Source organism: Citrobacter sp. U14242 (genome assembly GCF_046555775.1).
In the GTDB taxonomy this organism is placed as follows: Bacteria; Pseudomonadota; Gammaproteobacteria; order Enterobacterales; family Enterobacteriaceae; genus Citrobacter.
The window spans coordinates 120,440-137,605 of sequence record NZ_JBKGLW010000008.1 but is presented as its reverse complement, the minus strand read 5'-3'; the positions used below and the strand labels follow the sequence as shown (position 1 = coordinate 137,605).

General features: G+C 50.2%; 16 protein-coding genes. 7 read left to right on the top strand and 9 right to left on the bottom strand.

All coding sequences use genetic code 11. The annotated features are described in order from the left end of the window. Positions 1 to 912 (top strand): glutathione ABC transporter permease GsiD, encoded by a 912-nt coding sequence (gsiD, locus tag ACLJXE_RS14775; RefSeq protein WP_005123642.1) that lies wholly within the window; start codon positions 1 to 3, stop codon positions 910 to 912. A gap of 94 nt (positions 913 to 1,006) precedes the next feature. Here the strand turns inward: gsiD and rimO are convergent, their stop codons facing one another. Next, positions 1,007 to 2,314: a 30S ribosomal protein S12 methylthiotransferase RimO gene (gene rimO / locus ACLJXE_RS14770; protein ID WP_271449699.1), complete on the bottom strand. Its 1,308-nt coding sequence runs from the start codon at positions 2,312 to 2,314 to the stop codon at positions 1,007 to 1,009. A gap of 457 nt (positions 2,315 to 2,771) precedes the next feature. On the opposite strand from rimO, the gene glgP reads away from it, so the two are divergent. Then, positions 2,772 to 5,222, top strand: a complete 2,451-nt coding sequence (gene glgP, locus ACLJXE_RS14765) for a glycogen phosphorylase (protein WP_410751264.1) — start codon at positions 2,772 to 2,774, stop codon at positions 5,220 to 5,222. 35 nt (positions 5,223 to 5,257) lie between these two features. Here the strand turns inward: glgP and ACLJXE_RS14760 are convergent, their stop codons facing one another. Then, positions 5,258 to 6,181 (bottom strand): LysR family transcriptional regulator, encoded by a 924-nt coding sequence (locus ACLJXE_RS14760; protein WP_410751263.1) that lies wholly within the window; start codon positions 6,179 to 6,181, stop codon positions 5,258 to 5,260. Between the two features lie 231 nt (positions 6,182 to 6,412). Here ACLJXE_RS14760 and bssR point away from each other — a divergent pair, with 231 nt between their 5' ends. Then, positions 6,413 to 6,796 carry a biofilm formation regulator BssR gene (bssR, locus tag ACLJXE_RS14755; RefSeq protein WP_286628255.1) on the top strand — a complete coding sequence of 128 codons (384 nt, stop codon included), beginning with the start codon at positions 6,413 to 6,415 and terminating at the stop codon, positions 6,794 to 6,796. A gap of 102 nt (positions 6,797 to 6,898) precedes the next feature. After that, positions 6,899 to 7,996, top strand: a complete 1,098-nt coding sequence (locus tag ACLJXE_RS14750) for a PQQ-dependent sugar dehydrogenase (RefSeq protein ID WP_410751262.1) — start codon at positions 6,899 to 6,901, stop codon at positions 7,994 to 7,996. Positions 7,997 to 8,001: 5 nt separating this feature from the next. Here the strand turns inward: ACLJXE_RS14750 and ACLJXE_RS14745 are convergent, their stop codons facing one another. Further along, positions 8,002 to 8,628 (bottom strand): glutathione S-transferase family protein, encoded by a 627-nt coding sequence (locus tag ACLJXE_RS14745; RefSeq protein ID WP_048212170.1) that lies wholly within the window; start codon positions 8,626 to 8,628, stop codon positions 8,002 to 8,004. Positions 8,629 to 8,955: 327 nt separating this feature from the next. Here ACLJXE_RS14745 and dacC point away from each other — a divergent pair, with 327 nt between their 5' ends. After that, positions 8,956 to 10,158 (top strand): serine-type D-Ala-D-Ala carboxypeptidase, encoded by a 1,203-nt coding sequence (dacC, locus tag ACLJXE_RS14740; protein WP_137384369.1) that lies wholly within the window; start codon positions 8,956 to 8,958, stop codon positions 10,156 to 10,158. A 48-nt stretch (positions 10,159 to 10,206) separates the two neighbouring features. On the opposite strand, the gene deoR is transcribed toward dacC, so the two are convergent. Then, the gene (deoR, locus tag ACLJXE_RS14735) at positions 10,207 to 10,965 is read right to left on the bottom strand and encodes a DNA-binding transcriptional repressor DeoR (RefSeq protein WP_048212169.1); all 759 of its coding nucleotides are present in this window, start codon (positions 10,963 to 10,965) and stop codon (positions 10,207 to 10,209) included. A gap of 64 nt (positions 10,966 to 11,029) precedes the next feature. Beyond that, complete coding sequence (ybjG, locus tag ACLJXE_RS14730) at positions 11,030 to 11,638, bottom strand: undecaprenyl-diphosphate phosphatase (protein ID WP_410751261.1); 609 nt, start codon at positions 11,636 to 11,638, stop codon at positions 11,030 to 11,032. A 296-nt stretch (positions 11,639 to 11,934) separates the two neighbouring features. On the opposite strand from ybjG, the gene ACLJXE_RS14725 reads away from it, so the two are divergent. After that, positions 11,935 to 13,167 (top strand): MFS transporter, encoded by a 1,233-nt coding sequence (locus tag ACLJXE_RS14725; protein ID WP_286628251.1) that lies wholly within the window; start codon positions 11,935 to 11,937, stop codon positions 13,165 to 13,167. Between the two features lie 26 nt (positions 13,168 to 13,193). On the opposite strand, the gene ACLJXE_RS14720 is transcribed toward ACLJXE_RS14725, so the two are convergent. The 3 genes from ACLJXE_RS14720 to ACLJXE_RS14710 form a co-directional block, all read right to left on the bottom strand. After that, positions 13,194 to 13,475 (bottom strand): hypothetical protein, encoded by a 282-nt coding sequence (locus ACLJXE_RS14720; RefSeq protein WP_286628250.1) that lies wholly within the window; start codon positions 13,473 to 13,475, stop codon positions 13,194 to 13,196. A 108-nt stretch (positions 13,476 to 13,583) separates the two neighbouring features. Then, a complete protein-coding gene (locus tag ACLJXE_RS14715) occupies positions 13,584 to 14,399 on the bottom strand; it encodes a Cof-type HAD-IIB family hydrolase (RefSeq protein ID WP_271440621.1) in 816 nt (271 codons plus the stop codon). Then, positions 14,399 to 15,607 (bottom strand): MFS transporter, encoded by a 1,209-nt coding sequence (locus ACLJXE_RS14710; protein ID WP_410751260.1) that lies wholly within the window; start codon positions 15,605 to 15,607, stop codon positions 14,399 to 14,401. The genes ACLJXE_RS14715 and ACLJXE_RS14710 overlap by 1 nt, the downstream gene beginning before the upstream one ends. 85 nt (positions 15,608 to 15,692) lie before the next feature. Here ACLJXE_RS14710 and ACLJXE_RS14705 point away from each other — a divergent pair, with 85 nt between their 5' ends. Beyond that, on the top strand, positions 15,693 to 16,241 hold the full coding sequence (locus ACLJXE_RS14705; protein ID WP_286628248.1) for a TetR/AcrR family transcriptional regulator: 549 nt from the start codon (positions 15,693 to 15,695) through the stop codon (positions 16,239 to 16,241). 5 nt (positions 16,242 to 16,246) lie between these two features. Here ACLJXE_RS14705 and ACLJXE_RS14700 read toward each other — a convergent pair whose 3' ends face one another. Continuing rightward, complete coding sequence (locus tag ACLJXE_RS14700) at positions 16,247 to 17,161, bottom strand: LysR family transcriptional regulator (RefSeq protein ID WP_410751259.1); 915 nt, start codon at positions 17,159 to 17,161, stop codon at positions 16,247 to 16,249. Positions 17,162 to 17,166: the final 5 nt, after the last annotated feature.

The following is a 17,166-nucleotide window of genomic DNA, read 5'->3' as shown; positions in this document are numbered from 1 at the left end:
ATGCGATTTTTTAACTGGCGCCGACAGGCGATTTTAAATGCGATGCCCCTCGTTAAGCCAGAGCAAATACGTACGCCGTGGCATGAGTTCTGGCGTCGTTTTCGTCGTCAACATGTTGCGATGATCGCGGGGTTATTTGTGCTGGCCCTGATCCTGGTGGCCATCTTTGCCCGTTGGCTGACGCCGTTTGATGCTGAAAACTACTTCGATTACGACCGGCTGAATGATGGACCGTCGATGCTGCACTGGTTTGGCGTGGATTCGTTAGGCAGGGATATTTTTAGCCGCGTACTGGTTGGCGCACAAATTTCGCTGGCGGCCGGGGTCTTTGCCGTCTTTATTGGTGCGGCGATTGGCACGGTGCTGGGCCTGCTGGCCGGATATTACGAAGGCTGGTGGGATCGGCTGATTATGCGTATCTGTGACGTACTGTTTGCCTTTCCAGGGATTTTGCTGGCAATAGCAGTGGTGGCGGTGCTGGGAAGCGGGATTGCGAATGTGATTATTGCGGTTGCGGTGTTTTCTATTCCGGCTTTTGCGCGACTGGTTCGTGGCAATACGTTGGTTCTTAAGCAACAAACATTTATTGAGTCAGCACGCAGCATTGGTGCCAGCGACGCGACCATTATCTTTAACCATATTTTGCCGGGTACGGTCTCTTCAATCGTGGTTTTTTTCACCATGCGTATCGGGACGTCAATAATTTCTGCCGCAAGTCTGTCTTTCCTGGGGTTAGGGGCACAGCCGCCGACGCCGGAATGGGGAGCCATGCTCAATGAAGCGCGGGCTGATATGGTGATCGCGCCCCACGTGGCGATTTTCCCGGCGGTGGCGATATTCCTGACGGTGCTGGCGTTTAACCTGCTGGGGGATGGGTTGCGCGACGCGCTGGATCCGAAGATCAAAGGATAACGCGTAGGCCTGATAAGATGCGTTAGCATCTTATCAGGCATTGTTGGATGATGGCATAAATGCCTTATCCGGCCTACGGTGAGGTTACGATTATTTAAACGCGCGTGCCCCACAGGTCGTATTCATCTGCGTTTTCGACTTTCACGCGGATGATATCGCCAGGCTTCACGTTGGTTTCGCCATTCAGATATACCGCACCGTCGATTTCAGGAGCATCAGCCATACTTCGACCAATCGCGCCTTCTTCGTCAACTTCATCAACGATGACCAGAATCTCGCGGCCTACTTTCTCCTGCAAACGTTCAGCAGAGATCTGCTGCTGCAGCTGCATAAAGCGGTTCCAGCGTTCTTCTTTTACTTCTTCCGGGATTTGATCTGGCAGATCGTTGGCTCCTGCTCCTTCTACCGGACTGTATTTAAAGCAGCCGACGCGGTCCAGACGCGCTTCTTTGAGGAAGTCGAGCAGCATCTGGAAGTCTTCTTCGGTTTCGCCCGGGAAGCCAACAATAAACGTTGAACGCAGGGTCAGTTCAGGGCAGATTTCACGCCACTGTTTAATACGCGCCAGCTGTCGGTCCACAGAACCCGGACGTTTCATGAGTTTCAGAATACGCGGGCTGGCGTGCTGTAGTGGGATATCCAGATACGGCAGGATTTTCCCTTCCGCCATCAGCGGGATCACATCATCTACGTGCGGATAAGGATAGACGTAGTGCAGACGGGTCCAGATGCCCAGTTTCGACAACTGTTCGCACAGGTCAACCATGCTGGTTTTAACCGGCTCGCCGTTATGGAAACCGGTACGATGCTTCACATCCACACCGTAAGCAGAAGTATCCTGGGAGATCACCAAAATCTCTTTCACGCCTGCATCGACCAGACGTTTAGCCTCGCTAAGAACGTCGCCAATCGGACGGCTCACCAGATCACCACGCATGGATGGAATAATGCAGAATGTGCAGCGGTGATTACAGCCTTCAGAAATCTTCAAATAGGCATAATGGCGCGGGGTCAGTTTGACACCTTGCTCAGGAACCAGACTCTGGAACGGGTTGTGCTTTGGCTTCGGCACGTAGTGATGCACGTGCTCCAGAACCTGTTCGTAGCTGTGCGGTCCGGTAATTTCCAGTACCTTCGGGTGGACTTCACGGATCTGATCGACTTTGGCGCCCAGACAGCCAGTGACGATCACTTTGCCGTTTTCGTTCAGCGCTTCGCCAATGGCTTCCAGTGACTCCTGAACTGCGCTGTCAATAAAGCCGCAGGTGTTAACGATAACCATATCCGCATCGTCGTAACTTGGCACAACATCATAGCCTTCGGTACGAAGTTCGGTCAGGATGCGCTCAGAATCGACGAGGTTTTTCGGACAACCTAGTGATATAAAACCAATTTTTGCCATTTTCTTATACTGTACATTGCTCGTAATCGGGGGATTATACAGATGCCTTCACACTACATCTATATCTGATCGGCATAACACGCAGAGAATACTCATAACGTGTTTCTGTTAGTGAAAGGTGTTTAGCGAGTCTAATTCCGGCTTTAAGTGCCGCTTCTTGGCTATATAAACTTATTATCGTAAATTTTATCTCGTCGAGCGTTATTAATGAGGTTTATTTTGAAAGAAATTGTTTTAAAGTCGAAACTTGAAATGGCTAAAACACTGTATGCTAACGGAGTGAGTTTATATTATATCTCTCTGGCTACGGGACTGAGTTGGCGGGTATTAATGTCGGAGTTAAGTTTCCTCGCCAGTCATGAAGTAATTCGAAATAAAGCTGACGCTCGCAAAGCAGATTTTAAATAATTCACCTGTCTGTTACGTATCCTACAATATTATGAAAGGTAATGTTCATATGTATATTTCACCGCTTCCGGTTGCCCCGGATTCTGATGTTGATAAGCTGAGAGATGATATTGCTAATAAGCTTTTATTTACTATCGGTAAAGATCCCGCAATTGCCACGAAAAGGGAGTGGTTGAATGCGACGTTATATGCTGTACGCGATCGAATGGTAGAGCGGTGGCACCGCTCTAATCGGGCACAATTCTCTCAGGATGCCCGCCAGGTTTATTATCTGTCAATGGAGTTTCTCATCGGCCGCACGCTCTCCAATGCACTACTCTCTTTGGGTTTATATGATGAAGTCCGGAGCGCGCTTGAGGCCATGGGGCTGGATCTGGAAGAGCTGATCGACGAAGAGAATGACCCAGGGCTCGGGAATGGCGGCCTTGGTCGTCTGGCGGCCTGTTTCCTTGATTCGCTGGCAACTCTGGGCTTACCTGGGTGCGGTTACGGTATCCGCTACAATTACGGTATGTTTAAACAAAATATCATTGATGGTGTTCAAAAAGAGTCTCTGGACTACTGGCTGGAATACGGGAACCCATGGGAGTTCAAACGTCATAATACGCATTATAAAGTGCGTTTTGGCGGACGCGTGCAACTGGAGGGGAATAAAGCCCGCTGGATTGAAACCGAGGATATTCTGGCTGTCGCACATGACCAGATTATCCCCGGCTATGCGACCGACACGACGAATACGCTGCGGCTGTGGAATGTACAGGTGAATAGTGAGGTCAATGTCGGGAAATTAAATCCACATGATGACTTTGTAACTGAAGTGGAAAATAAATACCACTTTGATCGGATTTCACGGGTCCTGTATCCGGATGACTCCACCGATGCAGGACGTGAATTGCGCTTACGGCAGGCTTATTTTCTGGCCTCGGCAACGATTCAGGATATCCTGAGTCGCCATTACCAGTTACACCGGACTTACGATAATCTGGCGAATAAAATTGCGATTCACCTCAATGATACTCACCCGGTCCTGGCGATTCCGGAACTGATGCGTCTGCTGATTGACCATCACCAGTTCAGTTGGGATAACGCGTTTGATGTGACCTGTCAGATTTTTTCGTACACCAATCACACGCTGATGAGTGAGGCGCTGGAGACATGGCCGGTCGAGATGCTGAGTCGAATTTTGCCGCGTCACTTGCAGATTATTTTCGACATTAACGATCGCTTTCTGAAGACGTTGCAGGAGCGATATCGTGATGACAGTGAGCTGTTGAAACGTGTATCGCTCATTGATGAATCTCATGGTCGTGTGGTGCGCATGGCCTGGCTGGCAGTCGTGGTCAGTCATAAGGTAAACGGCGTGTCGGCACTCCATTCCAAATTGATGACGGAATCGCTGTTTGCTGATTTTGCACGCATCTTTCCGCTGCGTTTCACCAATGTGACCAATGGTGTCACGGCTCGCCGCTGGCTGGCGTTGGCTAATCCTCCGCTGGCAAAAGTGCTGGATGAGAATATCGGTGATAGCTGGCGGACTAAGTTAATGCAGTTGGGCGAGTTGAAGCAGTATATTGATTATCCGTCGGTGAATGAGGCGGTACATCGAGCGAAACGAGCAAACAAGCAGCGACTGGCGCACCATATTGCAACACAGTATGGGGTGGTGGTGGATTCTGGTGCGTTGTTTGATGTGCAGGTGAAGCGTATTCATGAATATAAGCGGCAGTTACTGAATGTGCTCCATGTCATTACTCGCTACAACCGCATTAAAGCGGCACCGGATGCCAACTGGGTTCCGCGTGTGAATATCTTTGCGGGAAAAGCGGCGTCGTCCTATCACATGGCGAAACAGATCATTCGCTTAATTAATGATGTGGCGAGATTGGTGAATAACGATCCGCAAATCGGCGGCAAGCTGAAGGTGGTGTTTATCCCGGATTACAGCGTCAGCCTGGCGCAAATGATCATTCCGGCAGCCGATCTTTCTGAACAAATATCCCTGGCCGGGACGGAAGCATCCGGTACCAGCAACATGAAGTTTGGGCTGAATGGGGCGCTAACAATCGGTACGCTGGATGGCGCGAATATAGAAATGCGTGAATACGTTGGGGAAGATAACATCTTTATCTTTGGTAATACGGCGAGTGAGGTTGATGCGCTGCGTCGCGATGGCTATGACTCGCGCTGTATTTTTGAAAACGATGTGGAGTTACATCAGGTACTGACGCAAATTGGCACGGGGATGTTCAGCCCGCAAGAGCCCGGACGCTACAAAGATGTACTGGATTCGTTAATCAACTTTGGCGACTACTATCAGGTATTAGCGGATTACCGCAGCTATGTGGACTGCCAGGATTCGGTGGATGAATTATATCGTTATCCCCGCGAGTGGACGACAAAGACGATGCATAATATTGCTAATATGGGGTATTTCTCGTCGGACAGAACGGTACAGGAATATGCTGACCATATCTGGCGTATCGCTAAAATCCGCGTGTAGTTATTAATGGCGGCATCTGGCCTCCCGGGATTTTATCACCGGGAGGTTGTTTGTAAATCAGCCAGAATGGGTGACAGTATTTGATGGGCTGGACCATCTTTGCGTAAAGAAGAAAATACACTAAATTGCGGTAATGGAAATGGTGTGTTTATCTTTTTAAGACCATACAGATGCGCGTGTGTTTCAAATACCTTTTCCGGGATCACCCCTAAGCATTGGGTTGTGGACACAATAGTGAGTATGGCCGTAAAAGAAGAGGTAAGCAGACAACGTTCACCGGTTCTGAATTTTTTATCCACAATACTCCGGTGGTAAATTATTTTTTCATTCTTGGTATTGTAGCCCACCAGGTTGGCACTTCTGAACTGCTCCTCTGTCATTGCATTTCCGTATAATACATTATTCTGCGAGGCTACAAGGACCAGCCGCATATCAGATATTTTCTGGCAGGTGATATTTCCTGACTCAACGGAAAATGTTGAAAACACCGCATCAGCCTGGCGCATGTTTAATAGCTCAACAATGCTCTGCTCGTTTAAATCAGCGGTGAGGTGCAGGAGACTGATATCCGCATCGGTATTGATTATTCTGGCTGTGACATCGGGAATAACAATCGGGGAAATAAATGACTCAGTATACAGCGTTAGCCTTTTTTTCGCCGCCGGAGAGGAAAGCGGCATCAGCGCCGATAGTTTGTCGATAATTGGGATCGTATTGTCATAAAGTTCATCAGAGTAGACGGTCGGTAACAGCGCATTTCCGCTACGGACAAAGAGATTATCGCCCATCATTTCTCGCAGTTTTCGTAGTGACTGGCTGACGGCAGAAGGCGAAATGTTAAGCATGTCAGCGACTCTGGAAATACTGCCAACGCTATAGATCAAACAGAAAATTGTCAGCAAATTCAGATCTATTTTGGATAGTGTGCGTATTTTTTCTGCATCACTTGCTTTTGACATAAATCCCTCATAATCAGCGCTATGGCAGTAATCACTTCAGGTATAGCAAAAAATGTTCGGTGCGCCAGAAACGAGATGTTTTGCGTAAGTGCAACACCGGCATCATGCCGAAGGTTGTAACATTGTAAATTATGTTAATCAATTAGGCTTTATTGATGTAGAGCATCAATTTGTTCAAAAAACAACCATACTATTAAGTTGCACCATGGTTGGAAAGAGGAGGAACAAGGTATGGTTGTTGACAGACTGAGAACCGATCTTCTCAACAAATTGATAAACGCCCGCATCGATCTTGCCGCTTATCTGCTGTTGAGAAAAGCGAAAGGCTATATGTCAGTCAGCGAGAGCGATCGTCTGCGTGATAACTTTTTTGAACTGAATCGCGAATTGCACGATCAATCACAGCGCCACGGTATGCATCTTGATCAGGAAGAGTGGAATGCCCTTCGTCGTGCTGAAGGGGCGTTAGCCGCCACCGCTGTTTGTCTGATGAGTGGACATCATGATTGTCCGAACTTTATTGCCGTTAACGCAGAGAAACTGGAAAACTGCCTGACAACGCTGACGCTGAGTATCCAGAGTTTGCAAGCTTATTCAACGCTGGAACACATCTGAACCAGGGGGAGGGCGCTCCCCCTTTTCGTTAAGATTATGTAAAAGTGGCGTAACAATTCCCCTTGCTGGCTACGCTTTAAGCAGAGCCATTAAGGAGGTGCTATGCGTCGACTCTTTCTCTGTGTTGCCTCATTAGCGTTGCTTTCCCCCTATGCCGCTGCCGTCAGGGTGGAGGTCCTGCAAACCAAACTCGACCACCCGTGGTCGCTGACCTTTTTACCGGATGATCGCAGTATGCTGATTACGCTTAGAGGAGGGCAACTTCGGCTCTGGCAACCCGATAAGGGGCTTTCTGACCCACTGACTGGCGTACCTAAGGTTTGGGCGCATGGCCAGGGCGGCTTGCTCGATGTGGTGTTAGCGCCGGATTTTGCACAATCCCGGCGGGTGTGGCTTAGCTTTGCGGAAGCTGACAGTGAAGGGAGAGCCGGGACAGCAGTGGGCTACGGGCGGTTAAGTGACGATCGTAAACACTTGCAGGGGTTCCAGACGGTGTTCCGCCAAATGCCTAAGTTATCAACCGGGAACCATTTTGGCGGGCGTATGGTATTTGATGGCAAAGGTTATCTGTTTATCGGCCTTGGCGAGAATAACCAGCGTATAACCGCTCAGGAACTGGATAAATTACAGGGCAAAGTGGTTCGACTAACGGATGAGGGCAAAATTCCACCGGATAACCCGTTTGTGAACCAGACTGGCGCGCGGGCTGAAATATGGTCGTATGGGATCCGTAATCCGCAGGGGATGGCGATGAACCCCTGGAGTAATGCGTTGTGGCTCAACGAGCATGGTCCGCGTGGCGGAGATGAGATCAATATCCCCGAGAAAGGTAAAAACTATGGATGGCCAATCGCGACATGGGGTGTTAACTACAGTGGTTTCAACATCCCCGAAGCAAAAGGCACAATTGTGGCGGGCACTGAGCAGCCTATCTTTTACTGGGAAAAATCACCTGCAGTCAGTGGGATGGCTTTTTATAACCTCGATACGTTCCCACAGTGGCGACACAAACTGTTTATTGGCGCGCTGAAAGAACAGGGGGTGATTGTGTTAAGCGTGAAAGGCAATACAGTGACGGAAGACGGGCGTATTTTGCATGACAGAGGGCAGCGAATCCGCGATGTGCGCGTCGGACCAGACGGTTATTTGTATGTATTAACCGACGAGTCCGACGGGGAATTACTGAAAGTGAGTCCCTGATTGGATTAGCTGACCGGGATCATCACGACTTTCTGGAATGCGGGGCGTTCGGTGAGCTGTTGATACCAACGTTCCAGGTGAGGGCGCGGCGTCCAGCTCAAGCCGACATTAAACAGGTTATAGATGAACGGCGCGACGGCGATGTCCGCAGTGCCAAATTCAGCGCCAGAGAACCACGCCCGGTCGGCCAGTGCGTTGTCGAGAATGGCAAACAGGTTATCACAGACCTTCGCACCGGCCTCGATGGCTGCCTGATCGCGTTGATCGGCAGGGGTTCTGACCAGACCAAATAAGATAACCCGATGTGCAGGGCTCAGCGTCTGGTTAGCCCAGTCCATCCATTTTTCGCCCTCGGCGCGTTTCGCCGGGGCGTCAACCCACAGTCGTTTTTGCCCGTATTGGGCCGCCAGGTAGCGGACAATGGTATTTGATTCCCACAGCAAGACATCTGTTTCGTCATCGCGTAGCAGTGGAACCAGCCCGTTAGGGTTCATCGCCAGATAGTCTGCGTCATGATTTACGCCATGCTGTCCGCCAGCCAGAATTTGACTGTACGGCAGTTCCAGTTCTTCGAGTGTCCACAATACTTTTTTTACGTTGGTCGAATTATTGCGACCCCACAGTGTAATCATAGTAACCCCGTAAATTAATTGAGCAGCTTTATGGCCGCATTCTCTATCTGACTCGCTCACATGGTGGGGTAAACCTAATATTTACGCAACAAGGCGCAAAAAAATCGTGATGAGAGCAGCACAGCGCAGCGTTATTGCATAAACTTTAAAAACTTTACCAACTTACGGTTTCTTTAAGCTCGTTAGTGCGTTATTACTCACCGCACTTATTTTACACGTCATCCATCAGAACTTTTCTGTATGGTTGGCTGAGGCAACTTGGCCGGTTTTGTGTAAACACGGTGTGGTATGACGTGGTTTTTTGGAATGGATACTCGGGTGGCATTTATGACGCAATACTTCTCTTCCCTACGCAGCCTTGCTGCAGGTTCAGCACTCTTAATCCTTTTTGCGCCGACCGTACAGGCGGCGGAACAACCAACGGCCCCGCCGAGCGTTGACGCACGTGCGTGGATCTTAATGGATTACGCCAGCGGCAAAGTGCTGGCGGAAGGTAATGCCGATGAGAAACTGGATCCCGCCAGTCTGACCAAGATTATGACCAGCTATGTGGTCGGTCAGGCGCTAAAAGCCGGGAAAATTAATCTGAATGACATGGTTACCGTCGGGAAAGATGCCTGGGCTACCGGTAATCCGGCCCTGCGCGGTTCTTCGGTGATGTTCCTCAAGCCTGGCGATCAGGTTGCGGTGTCCGATCTGAACAAAGGCGTGATCATTCAGTCTGGTAATGATGCCTGTATTGCGCTCGCTGATTATGTTGCCGGAAGCCAGGAATCGTTTATTGGTTTGATGAACGGCTATGCGCAAAAACTGGGGCTGACGAACACGACCTTCCAGACGGTACACGGTCTGGATGCCGCGGGGCAGTTCAGTACCGCGCGTGATATGGCATTGTTGGGTAAAGCGTTAATCCACGATGTGCCGGAAGAATACGCCATTCATAAAGAGAAAGAGTTCACCTTTAATAAAATTCGCCAGCCAAACCGTAACCGCCTGCTGTGGAGTACCAACCTGAATGTGGATGGTATGAAAACGGGCACCACGGCGGGAGCCGGTTATAACCTGGTTGCATCCGCGACACAGGGCGATATGCGTTTGATCTCCGTCGTGCTGGGGGCAAAAACCGATCGCATTCGCTTTAATGAATCCGAAAAGCTGCTGACATGGGGTTTCCGCTTCTTTGAAACCGTTACGCCGATTAAACCGGACGCCACCTTTGTTACCCAACGTGTCTGGTTTGGTGATAAGAGTGAAGTCAATCTGGGCGCTGGGGAAGGTGGGTCTGTGACCATTCCGCGCGGTCAGCTGAAAAACCTGAAGGCGAGCTTTACTCTGACAGAGCCACAACTGACCGCGCCACTGAAGAAAGGCCAGGTTGTGGGGACAATCGACTTCCAGTTGAACGGAAAATCTATTGAACAGCGTCCGTTGATGGTGATGGAAGCGGTGGAAGAGGGGGGATTCTTTAGCCGGATGTGGGACTTCGTTATGATGAAATTCCACCAGTGGTTTGGTGGCTGGTTCTCTTAATTTCTGATGCCGGATGACGATGTGATAGCACCGTCATCCGGCACAAATTTAGTACATCAACTTGATATGCTGCGCTTTGGCGTACTCGACAAACGCATCATCCGGGCGGTTATCGCTGATGATGGTATCAAAGCGTTTTAATTCACCCATCCTCGCGGGGCGCACCTTCCCAAACTTGCTGTGATCAACCACCAGAACATGATACTGCGCCATCGACATCGCCCAGTGTTTAACCGGTAATTCCTCAAGGTTAAAACAGGTTGCGCCTTTATCGATATGCACGCCGGCTGCGGAATAAAAAGCGATATCCGGGCATACATTATTCAGGGTTTCCTGGAAATCGAGTGGCTTGAAAATAGCATTACTGGCATGGAATTCGCCGCCACATAAAATGACGCGGCACTGCGGTTTCTCCTGCAACACCAGAAACGTATTCAGTGAATAGCAGATTGCGGTGAACGGTAATTCATTATCGATCGCTTCAATGATCCAGGGCGTTGTTGTTCCGCAGTCGAAGAAAACGGTCTGATGCGCCTGGACGAGGCTGGCTGCCTGCTGCGCTGCCCGGCGTTTTTCATCAACCAGGCGGGATTTTTGATCGCTGATTAAATAGTGGCTGGCGCTACGGGGTTCCAGAACAATATAGCCCCCAAGCAATACGACCGGGGCCGTGTTATTATTCAGATCGCGACGAATGGTCATTTCTGATACACCCAGCAGTGTCGCGGCTTCTTTAAGGTGTAATTTATCGCTGCGTTTCAGCGCCTGCAGTAATTGACCAATACGCTCGTCGCGTCGAGTTTCCATAGTTCCCCTGGAGAGTAGAATAAGTGCTCAGTTTCGCGCGTAATACTACTCTCTTTACCGTGGGTTAGTCACGTACCCAGCCTTTACGAATAGGCAGGGCGAAGCAGGTGCGATAGCAGGTCTGCAAACCGTGGTACAGGGTTGTGCCGAATCGTTGCCAGATCATCTGGGCGCTCAGGCAGCCGATCAGCCCTGCCAGTAACCCCCCCAGCATATCCAGCGGCCAGTGTACGCCGAGGTAAACACGTGACCAGGCAATCGCCACGGCGACGACCATCAACAGTGCTCCGGACCACAGGCGGTGCCAGAACAGGAAGGCCAACGCGAAGGTAAAGATAACAGTACCGTGGTCGCTCGGGAAAGAGTCATCTGCGGCATGGTGCAGGAAGTTATAGCCGATATGATTGACGAATGGCCGGTCGTGAGGGAATAAATGACCCATGAGCCATGAAATGGTCAGGCCGACTGCCAGCGCAATCGCCATTTTTATGACCAACTGGCGCTGGAGGGTCACGCGGTTTTGCGGCCCCCAAAGCCAGAGAATGATCGCCAGTAGCGGTACGATGCTAATCAGATCTTTGGCAATAAAAATGGCGAGCGAGATCGTCCATTGCGCAGAGTCCGGCGTGGCGTTGATCAGGTAAAAAAGCGAATTGTTCAGATTTTCCAGCATAACATCCAGACTCAATGTAATCGTTAAAAAGGCCCCTATTGGGGATCATAAAATTACTTTCAGGCGATAAAAAGCGGTCTTGTCCTATTTGTCTGTTAACTGACTCTTTTTAAGACAATTAATGAGGCTTATTGAGCATGATAGCGGTCTCAACTTAAATTAACCTTAAAACAAAAAGCTCTCGTGCAATTGAGTGTAAAAATGTGCGCATTTTGCTTTCAAATCACATAATTCACTATCACCAGTACGGCGCATTTATTACACTTTGCGCGTTTTTTCATTTGTTAAGAGATTGCATGCAGAACCGTTTATCTTCAGGCGCCCGCTTGGGACGTCAGGCATTACTTTTCCCTCTCTGTCTGGTGCTTTACGAATTCTCTACGTATATCGGTAACGATATGATCCAACCCGGAATGTTGGCGGTGGTGGAGCAATATCAGGCCGGTTTAGATTGGGTTCCAACGTCCATGACCGCTTATCTGGCAGGCGGCATGTTTTTACAGTGGTTGTTAGGGCCGCTGTCGGATCGTGTTGGTCGTCGTCCGGTGATGTTAACCGGGGTGGTTTGGTTCATTGTGACCTGCCTTGCAACGCTGTTTGCACAAAATATTGAGCAATTTACTTTCCTGCGTTTTTTACAGGGGATTAGCCTGTGCTTTATTGGCGCGGTAGGTTACGCCGCAATTCAGGAGTCCTTTGAAGAAGCGGTGTGCATTAAAATTACTGCGTTAATGGCAAACGTAGCATTGATTGCACCACTTTTGGGGCCGTTGGTTGGGGCCGCCTGGGTACATGTCCTTCCGTGGGAAGGCATGTTTGTCCTGTTTGCCGCGCTGGCTGCCATCGCCTTTTTTGGCCTGCAGCGCGCGATGCCGGAAACGGCCACCCGTCTGGGCGAGAAGCTTTCCATTAAAGAGTTGGGCAAAGATTATAAGCTGGTGCTAAAGAATGTGCGGTTTGTCGCAGGCGCACTGGCATTGGGCTTTGTCAGTCTGCCATTGCTGGCGTGGATTGCGCAGTCCCCGATCATTATTATCAGTGGCGAACATCTCAGCAGTTATGAATATGGCCTGCTTCAGGTACCGATTTTTGGCGCACTGATTGCCGGTAACCTGGTGCTGGCGCGTCTGACATCACGCCGCACGGTGCGCTCGCTGATTATCATGGGGGGCTGGCCAATCTCTATGGGATTGATCATTGCCGCCGCGGCCACGGTTGTTTCTTCTCATGCGTATCTGTGGATGACGGCAGGTTTAAGTCTTTATGCGTTTGGCATTGGCGTGGCGAATGCCGGGTTGGTGCGCCTGACGCTGTTTGCCAGTGAAATGAGCAAAGGGACAGTTTCAGCAGCAATGGGTATGCTGCAAATGCTGATATTTACCGTCGGTATTGAGCTGAGCAAACATGCTTATCTGTTGGGTGGAAACGGCTTGTTCAGTCTGTTTAATCTGGCGAGCGGTGTGCTGTGGCTGATTCTGATGGTTATCTTTCTAAAAGATAAGCGGGTAGGGAATTCCCGGGAAGGTTAAAGCCCGGTTTCCGGGCTTTGCAATCATTAGTGATGGTCGTCAATCTGATGCTCAATGACCATCCCTTCACCTACGCTGGCGACATGACGCGCATACGGATGTGCGCGGTAAACAGGGGCTGGAGTGGCTGCCGGAGCAACATAAACCGTTTGCGGGGCAGTAGTGACACTGACCGCCTGCGGAACGTTGACGGAAGAAGGAACAACCACCACTTTGTATCCGCCTGGCACATCAACAGTAACATTCTGTGCAGATGCTGTTCCTGCAAATCCCAGCAACACTGTTGCCATCAGTACACTTTTTTTCATAATTCGCTCGCCTGAAATATTCACTGGAGTTAATAATCCAGCGGGTTAATTTTGAGGCGGATTATGAATAGATCATGCCATCATTTTGTTGCCGTCTGTGCTGATGCGTTAACGAGTAAAGGGCGCTTCATTTTTTAGTACACGATCTATGACATTCAGCACGCCTTCTTCGTTATTCGAACCCGCACGATATTTTGCTGCCTGAACAACGGGTTCGTGAGCGTTGGCCATTGCGAAGCTAAATCCGGCCTGGCGTAGCATCTCAATATCATTTCCACCATCACCAAATACCACGACTTCATCGTCGCTGATATTCCAGCGTTGTTGCAGCAGGCGTAAACCGTTGGCTTTATGAACGCCCGGAATAATTAAATCGATACTGCCGTATCCGGTATGCACCGGTACCATAATGTCGCCAATCGCCTCATGAAGATCTGCCTGCACCTGGGGAATGCGATCGTCGGAGATATTCAGCCCAAACTTGAAGAATACATCATTGATGTTGTCGAAGTTATCGACAAATTCAAGACGGTGATAATACATGGCAGAGATGGATTTATGCTCATCGCTGTACTGTTTCAGGGTGTAGGCGCTGTTTTTGCCGCAGGCGATAATCTCGATGTCTGCGCGGGTCAGCAGATGCTCCACGATGGTCTGGAAATCGTCTTTAGCCAGCTCACCGTTAAAAATATCTTCCCCTTCGCTGACCACCCAGCCCCCGTTTTCTGCCACAAATGAGATTTCATTGGCCAGTTCGGGGAAAAAAGAGATCAGCTGGTAATACTGATTGCCGCTGGCGACCACAAAGCGGATCCCCTGCGCTTTCATTTGACGGTACTGCGCCATAAACCGCTCGCGGTTATAGGTCTTTTGGTCACTTAAAAACGTGCCGTCCATGTCTACTGCAATTAACTTGATACCCATTAGCCGTTCTCCATCACAGTTGTATTTTTGACATCCGGTTTAGCAACAGCCTTCGCAACGATGGCCGCGACAAGCACCAGCGCCAGCACAACCAGCATGGCGCTGCGCAGGCCATAGTGTTCACCCAAATAGCCCAGCAGCGGCGGGCCGACCAGGAATGCCAGATAGCCAGTAGTCGCAACAACGCTCACGCGGGTTGGCGCATCAGGGCCGGTATCGCTGGCGGCCGAAATAGTCAGCGGGAAGCCGAGAGAAGCCCCTAGCCCCCAAAGGATCACCGAGACACCAGCCACCCATGAGCTGTCGACAAAAATGATCAGGCTGATACCGATCGCACCCATCAGTGCACTGGCGCGGACTACTGCCACACGGCTGTAGCGGTCGATAAACCAGCCACCGGTGAAGCGCCCGACGGTCATACCGAGCGTAAAGCCGGCATAAATCAGCGATCCGGATGTCGGGCTAAATCCATGCCCATCAACCATCAGTAATGGCAGCCAGTCGTTGGCGGAACCTTCGGCAAACGCCATCGCCAGCACCACGACGCCAATCAGCAGCAACTGGATATCGCGATAGAATGGCAACCCTTTTTCAGCGGTGTGCGAACCGTCAGTAGCATTCTTACCTGTGCCGTCGGGGATAGCCTTAATCGCGATAAAAATAGGGGTAATAGCCACCATCGCCGCCAGCAGAATATGCGCGGTCGCCGGAACGCTGACGGCGGTAAGTACCATGCCAACGCCTGCGCCAGCCAGCGTTCCCAGGCTGTAGAAACCATGCATCATCGGCAGCACAGTTTTGTTCATTTCACGCTCAACCGCTGCGCCTTCGACGTTGATTGCAACTTCAGCCGCGCCAAAACTGGCACCAAACACGCCCAGACCAAACGCGAACAGCCAGGCGGAATGCAACCATAATGCGAGGCTGAGAATTATCATTCCCAGCACCGCGCATGACATGGTGGTGCGGATGACGTTTCGTGTGCCAAATCGTTTCACCAGCCAGGCCGAACAAAGAATGCCACTCATCGAGCCAATTGAGAGTCCAAACAGCACCGCGCCCATTTCGGCAGTGGAAATAGAGAGGATGTCTCGGATAGCAGGGGTACGCGTCGCCCAGGAAGCCATTAATAATCCTGGTAAAAAGAAGAATGTGAAAAGCGCCCACATACGGCGTCTTAAGGCTTTGCGTGATGAGATGCCAGTCATGAATTCGAGCCAAAGAAAAGAGGAAAGAAGACAACATTAGCAAGGTTGTGTACATTTGTACACAAATGCAAAAAGAGGGAATGCAGTGCGACGCGCGAACGACCCACGACGACGGGATAAAATAGTCCAGGCCACGCTGGATGCGGTTATAATCCATGGTATTCATGGGGTTACACACCGGAAAATCGCCATGATTGCCGAGGTGCCGCTGGGCTCAATGACCTATTACTTTTCGGGAATAGATGAGCTTTTAATGGAGGCATTCGAGCGTTTTACTGACACCATGTCTGTGCAATATCAGGCATTTTTTGCCAGTGTTGAAAATGCGCCACAGGCCTGCCATGCCATTACCGATATGATCTATAGCTCCCAGGTCACTACGCCTGGCAATATGGAACTCATGTACCAATTGTATGCGTTTGCCAGTCGTAAACCGGCGTTAAAGACGGTTATGCAAAACTGGATGTTACGCAGCCAGCAGACGCTGGAACAGTGGTTCGAGCCGGTAACCGCACGCGCGTTGGATGCGTTTCTTGAAGGCATGACGCTGCATTTTGTCACGGACAAAAAACCGCTATCGCGAGAAGATATTCTGACGATGGTGGAACGCATTGCTGGCGTGCCGCAGAAGTAAAATCATTAAAATGGCTTGTCGAGGCGGGAAATCGCCTGACGTAAAAAGTCGATGACTTTCATCGCCTCTGTTGTCAGCGGTTGAGCCGCTGTTTTTACCGTCCCGACGTCCATCCAGGTAATAAAATCATCAATTGTTCTGTGCATGACGCGCAGGCCATCCAGCGACCACGGGCGATAAACAAGATCAGATAAAATGGTTATTCCTCTGCCTTTTGCCACCAGGCTTCTTATTGCCTCAAAAGAGTTGCTGCGAAAACAGATATTGGGCGTATAGCCACGCTGCTGCCAGTAATCGATGATCACGTCAGGGTATTTATCGGTTTCCAGCAGTAAAAACGGCTGTTTTACGACATCAGTAAGGTGGATCGAGGGCTGGCTCTGGAGCGGATGTCCAACAGACGTCCACAGGCGGCGTTGTGAACGAATGAATGTTTCGATTTCCAGATCGGTGTCGTGGCTGATATTTGAGGTCAGGAGCAGGCAAAAATCGACCTTTTTTTCCCGTAGCGCCTGTACCAGTTCCGGTGCAGTAGCTTCATAAAATACGATCTCCAGCAAAGGGAAGCGTCGTTCAAGATCGTTGAGTATATCCGGGATAAGATAGGCAGAGAGCGTTTCGGCAATGCCTATGCGCACCGTGCCGGTGAGAATGTCGCTCCGGTCATGCAAAGCGTCAACTGCCGAGTGGCTACTGTTGATGATGTTGCAGGCATGTGCCAGAAAGCGCTCGCCCTCGGCGGTGAGCTTCACGCCTTTGGGGTAACGTACAAATAGCTGCACGTCTAATGATACTTCCAGATTCCGCATGGCAATGGTCATTGATGACTGAGAAATATGGCAGCGCGCAGCAGCTTTGGAAATTTGTAATGTTTCTGCAAGTGCGATGTAAAACTCAAGTTGCCTTAGCGTGAATTTCATAGTTT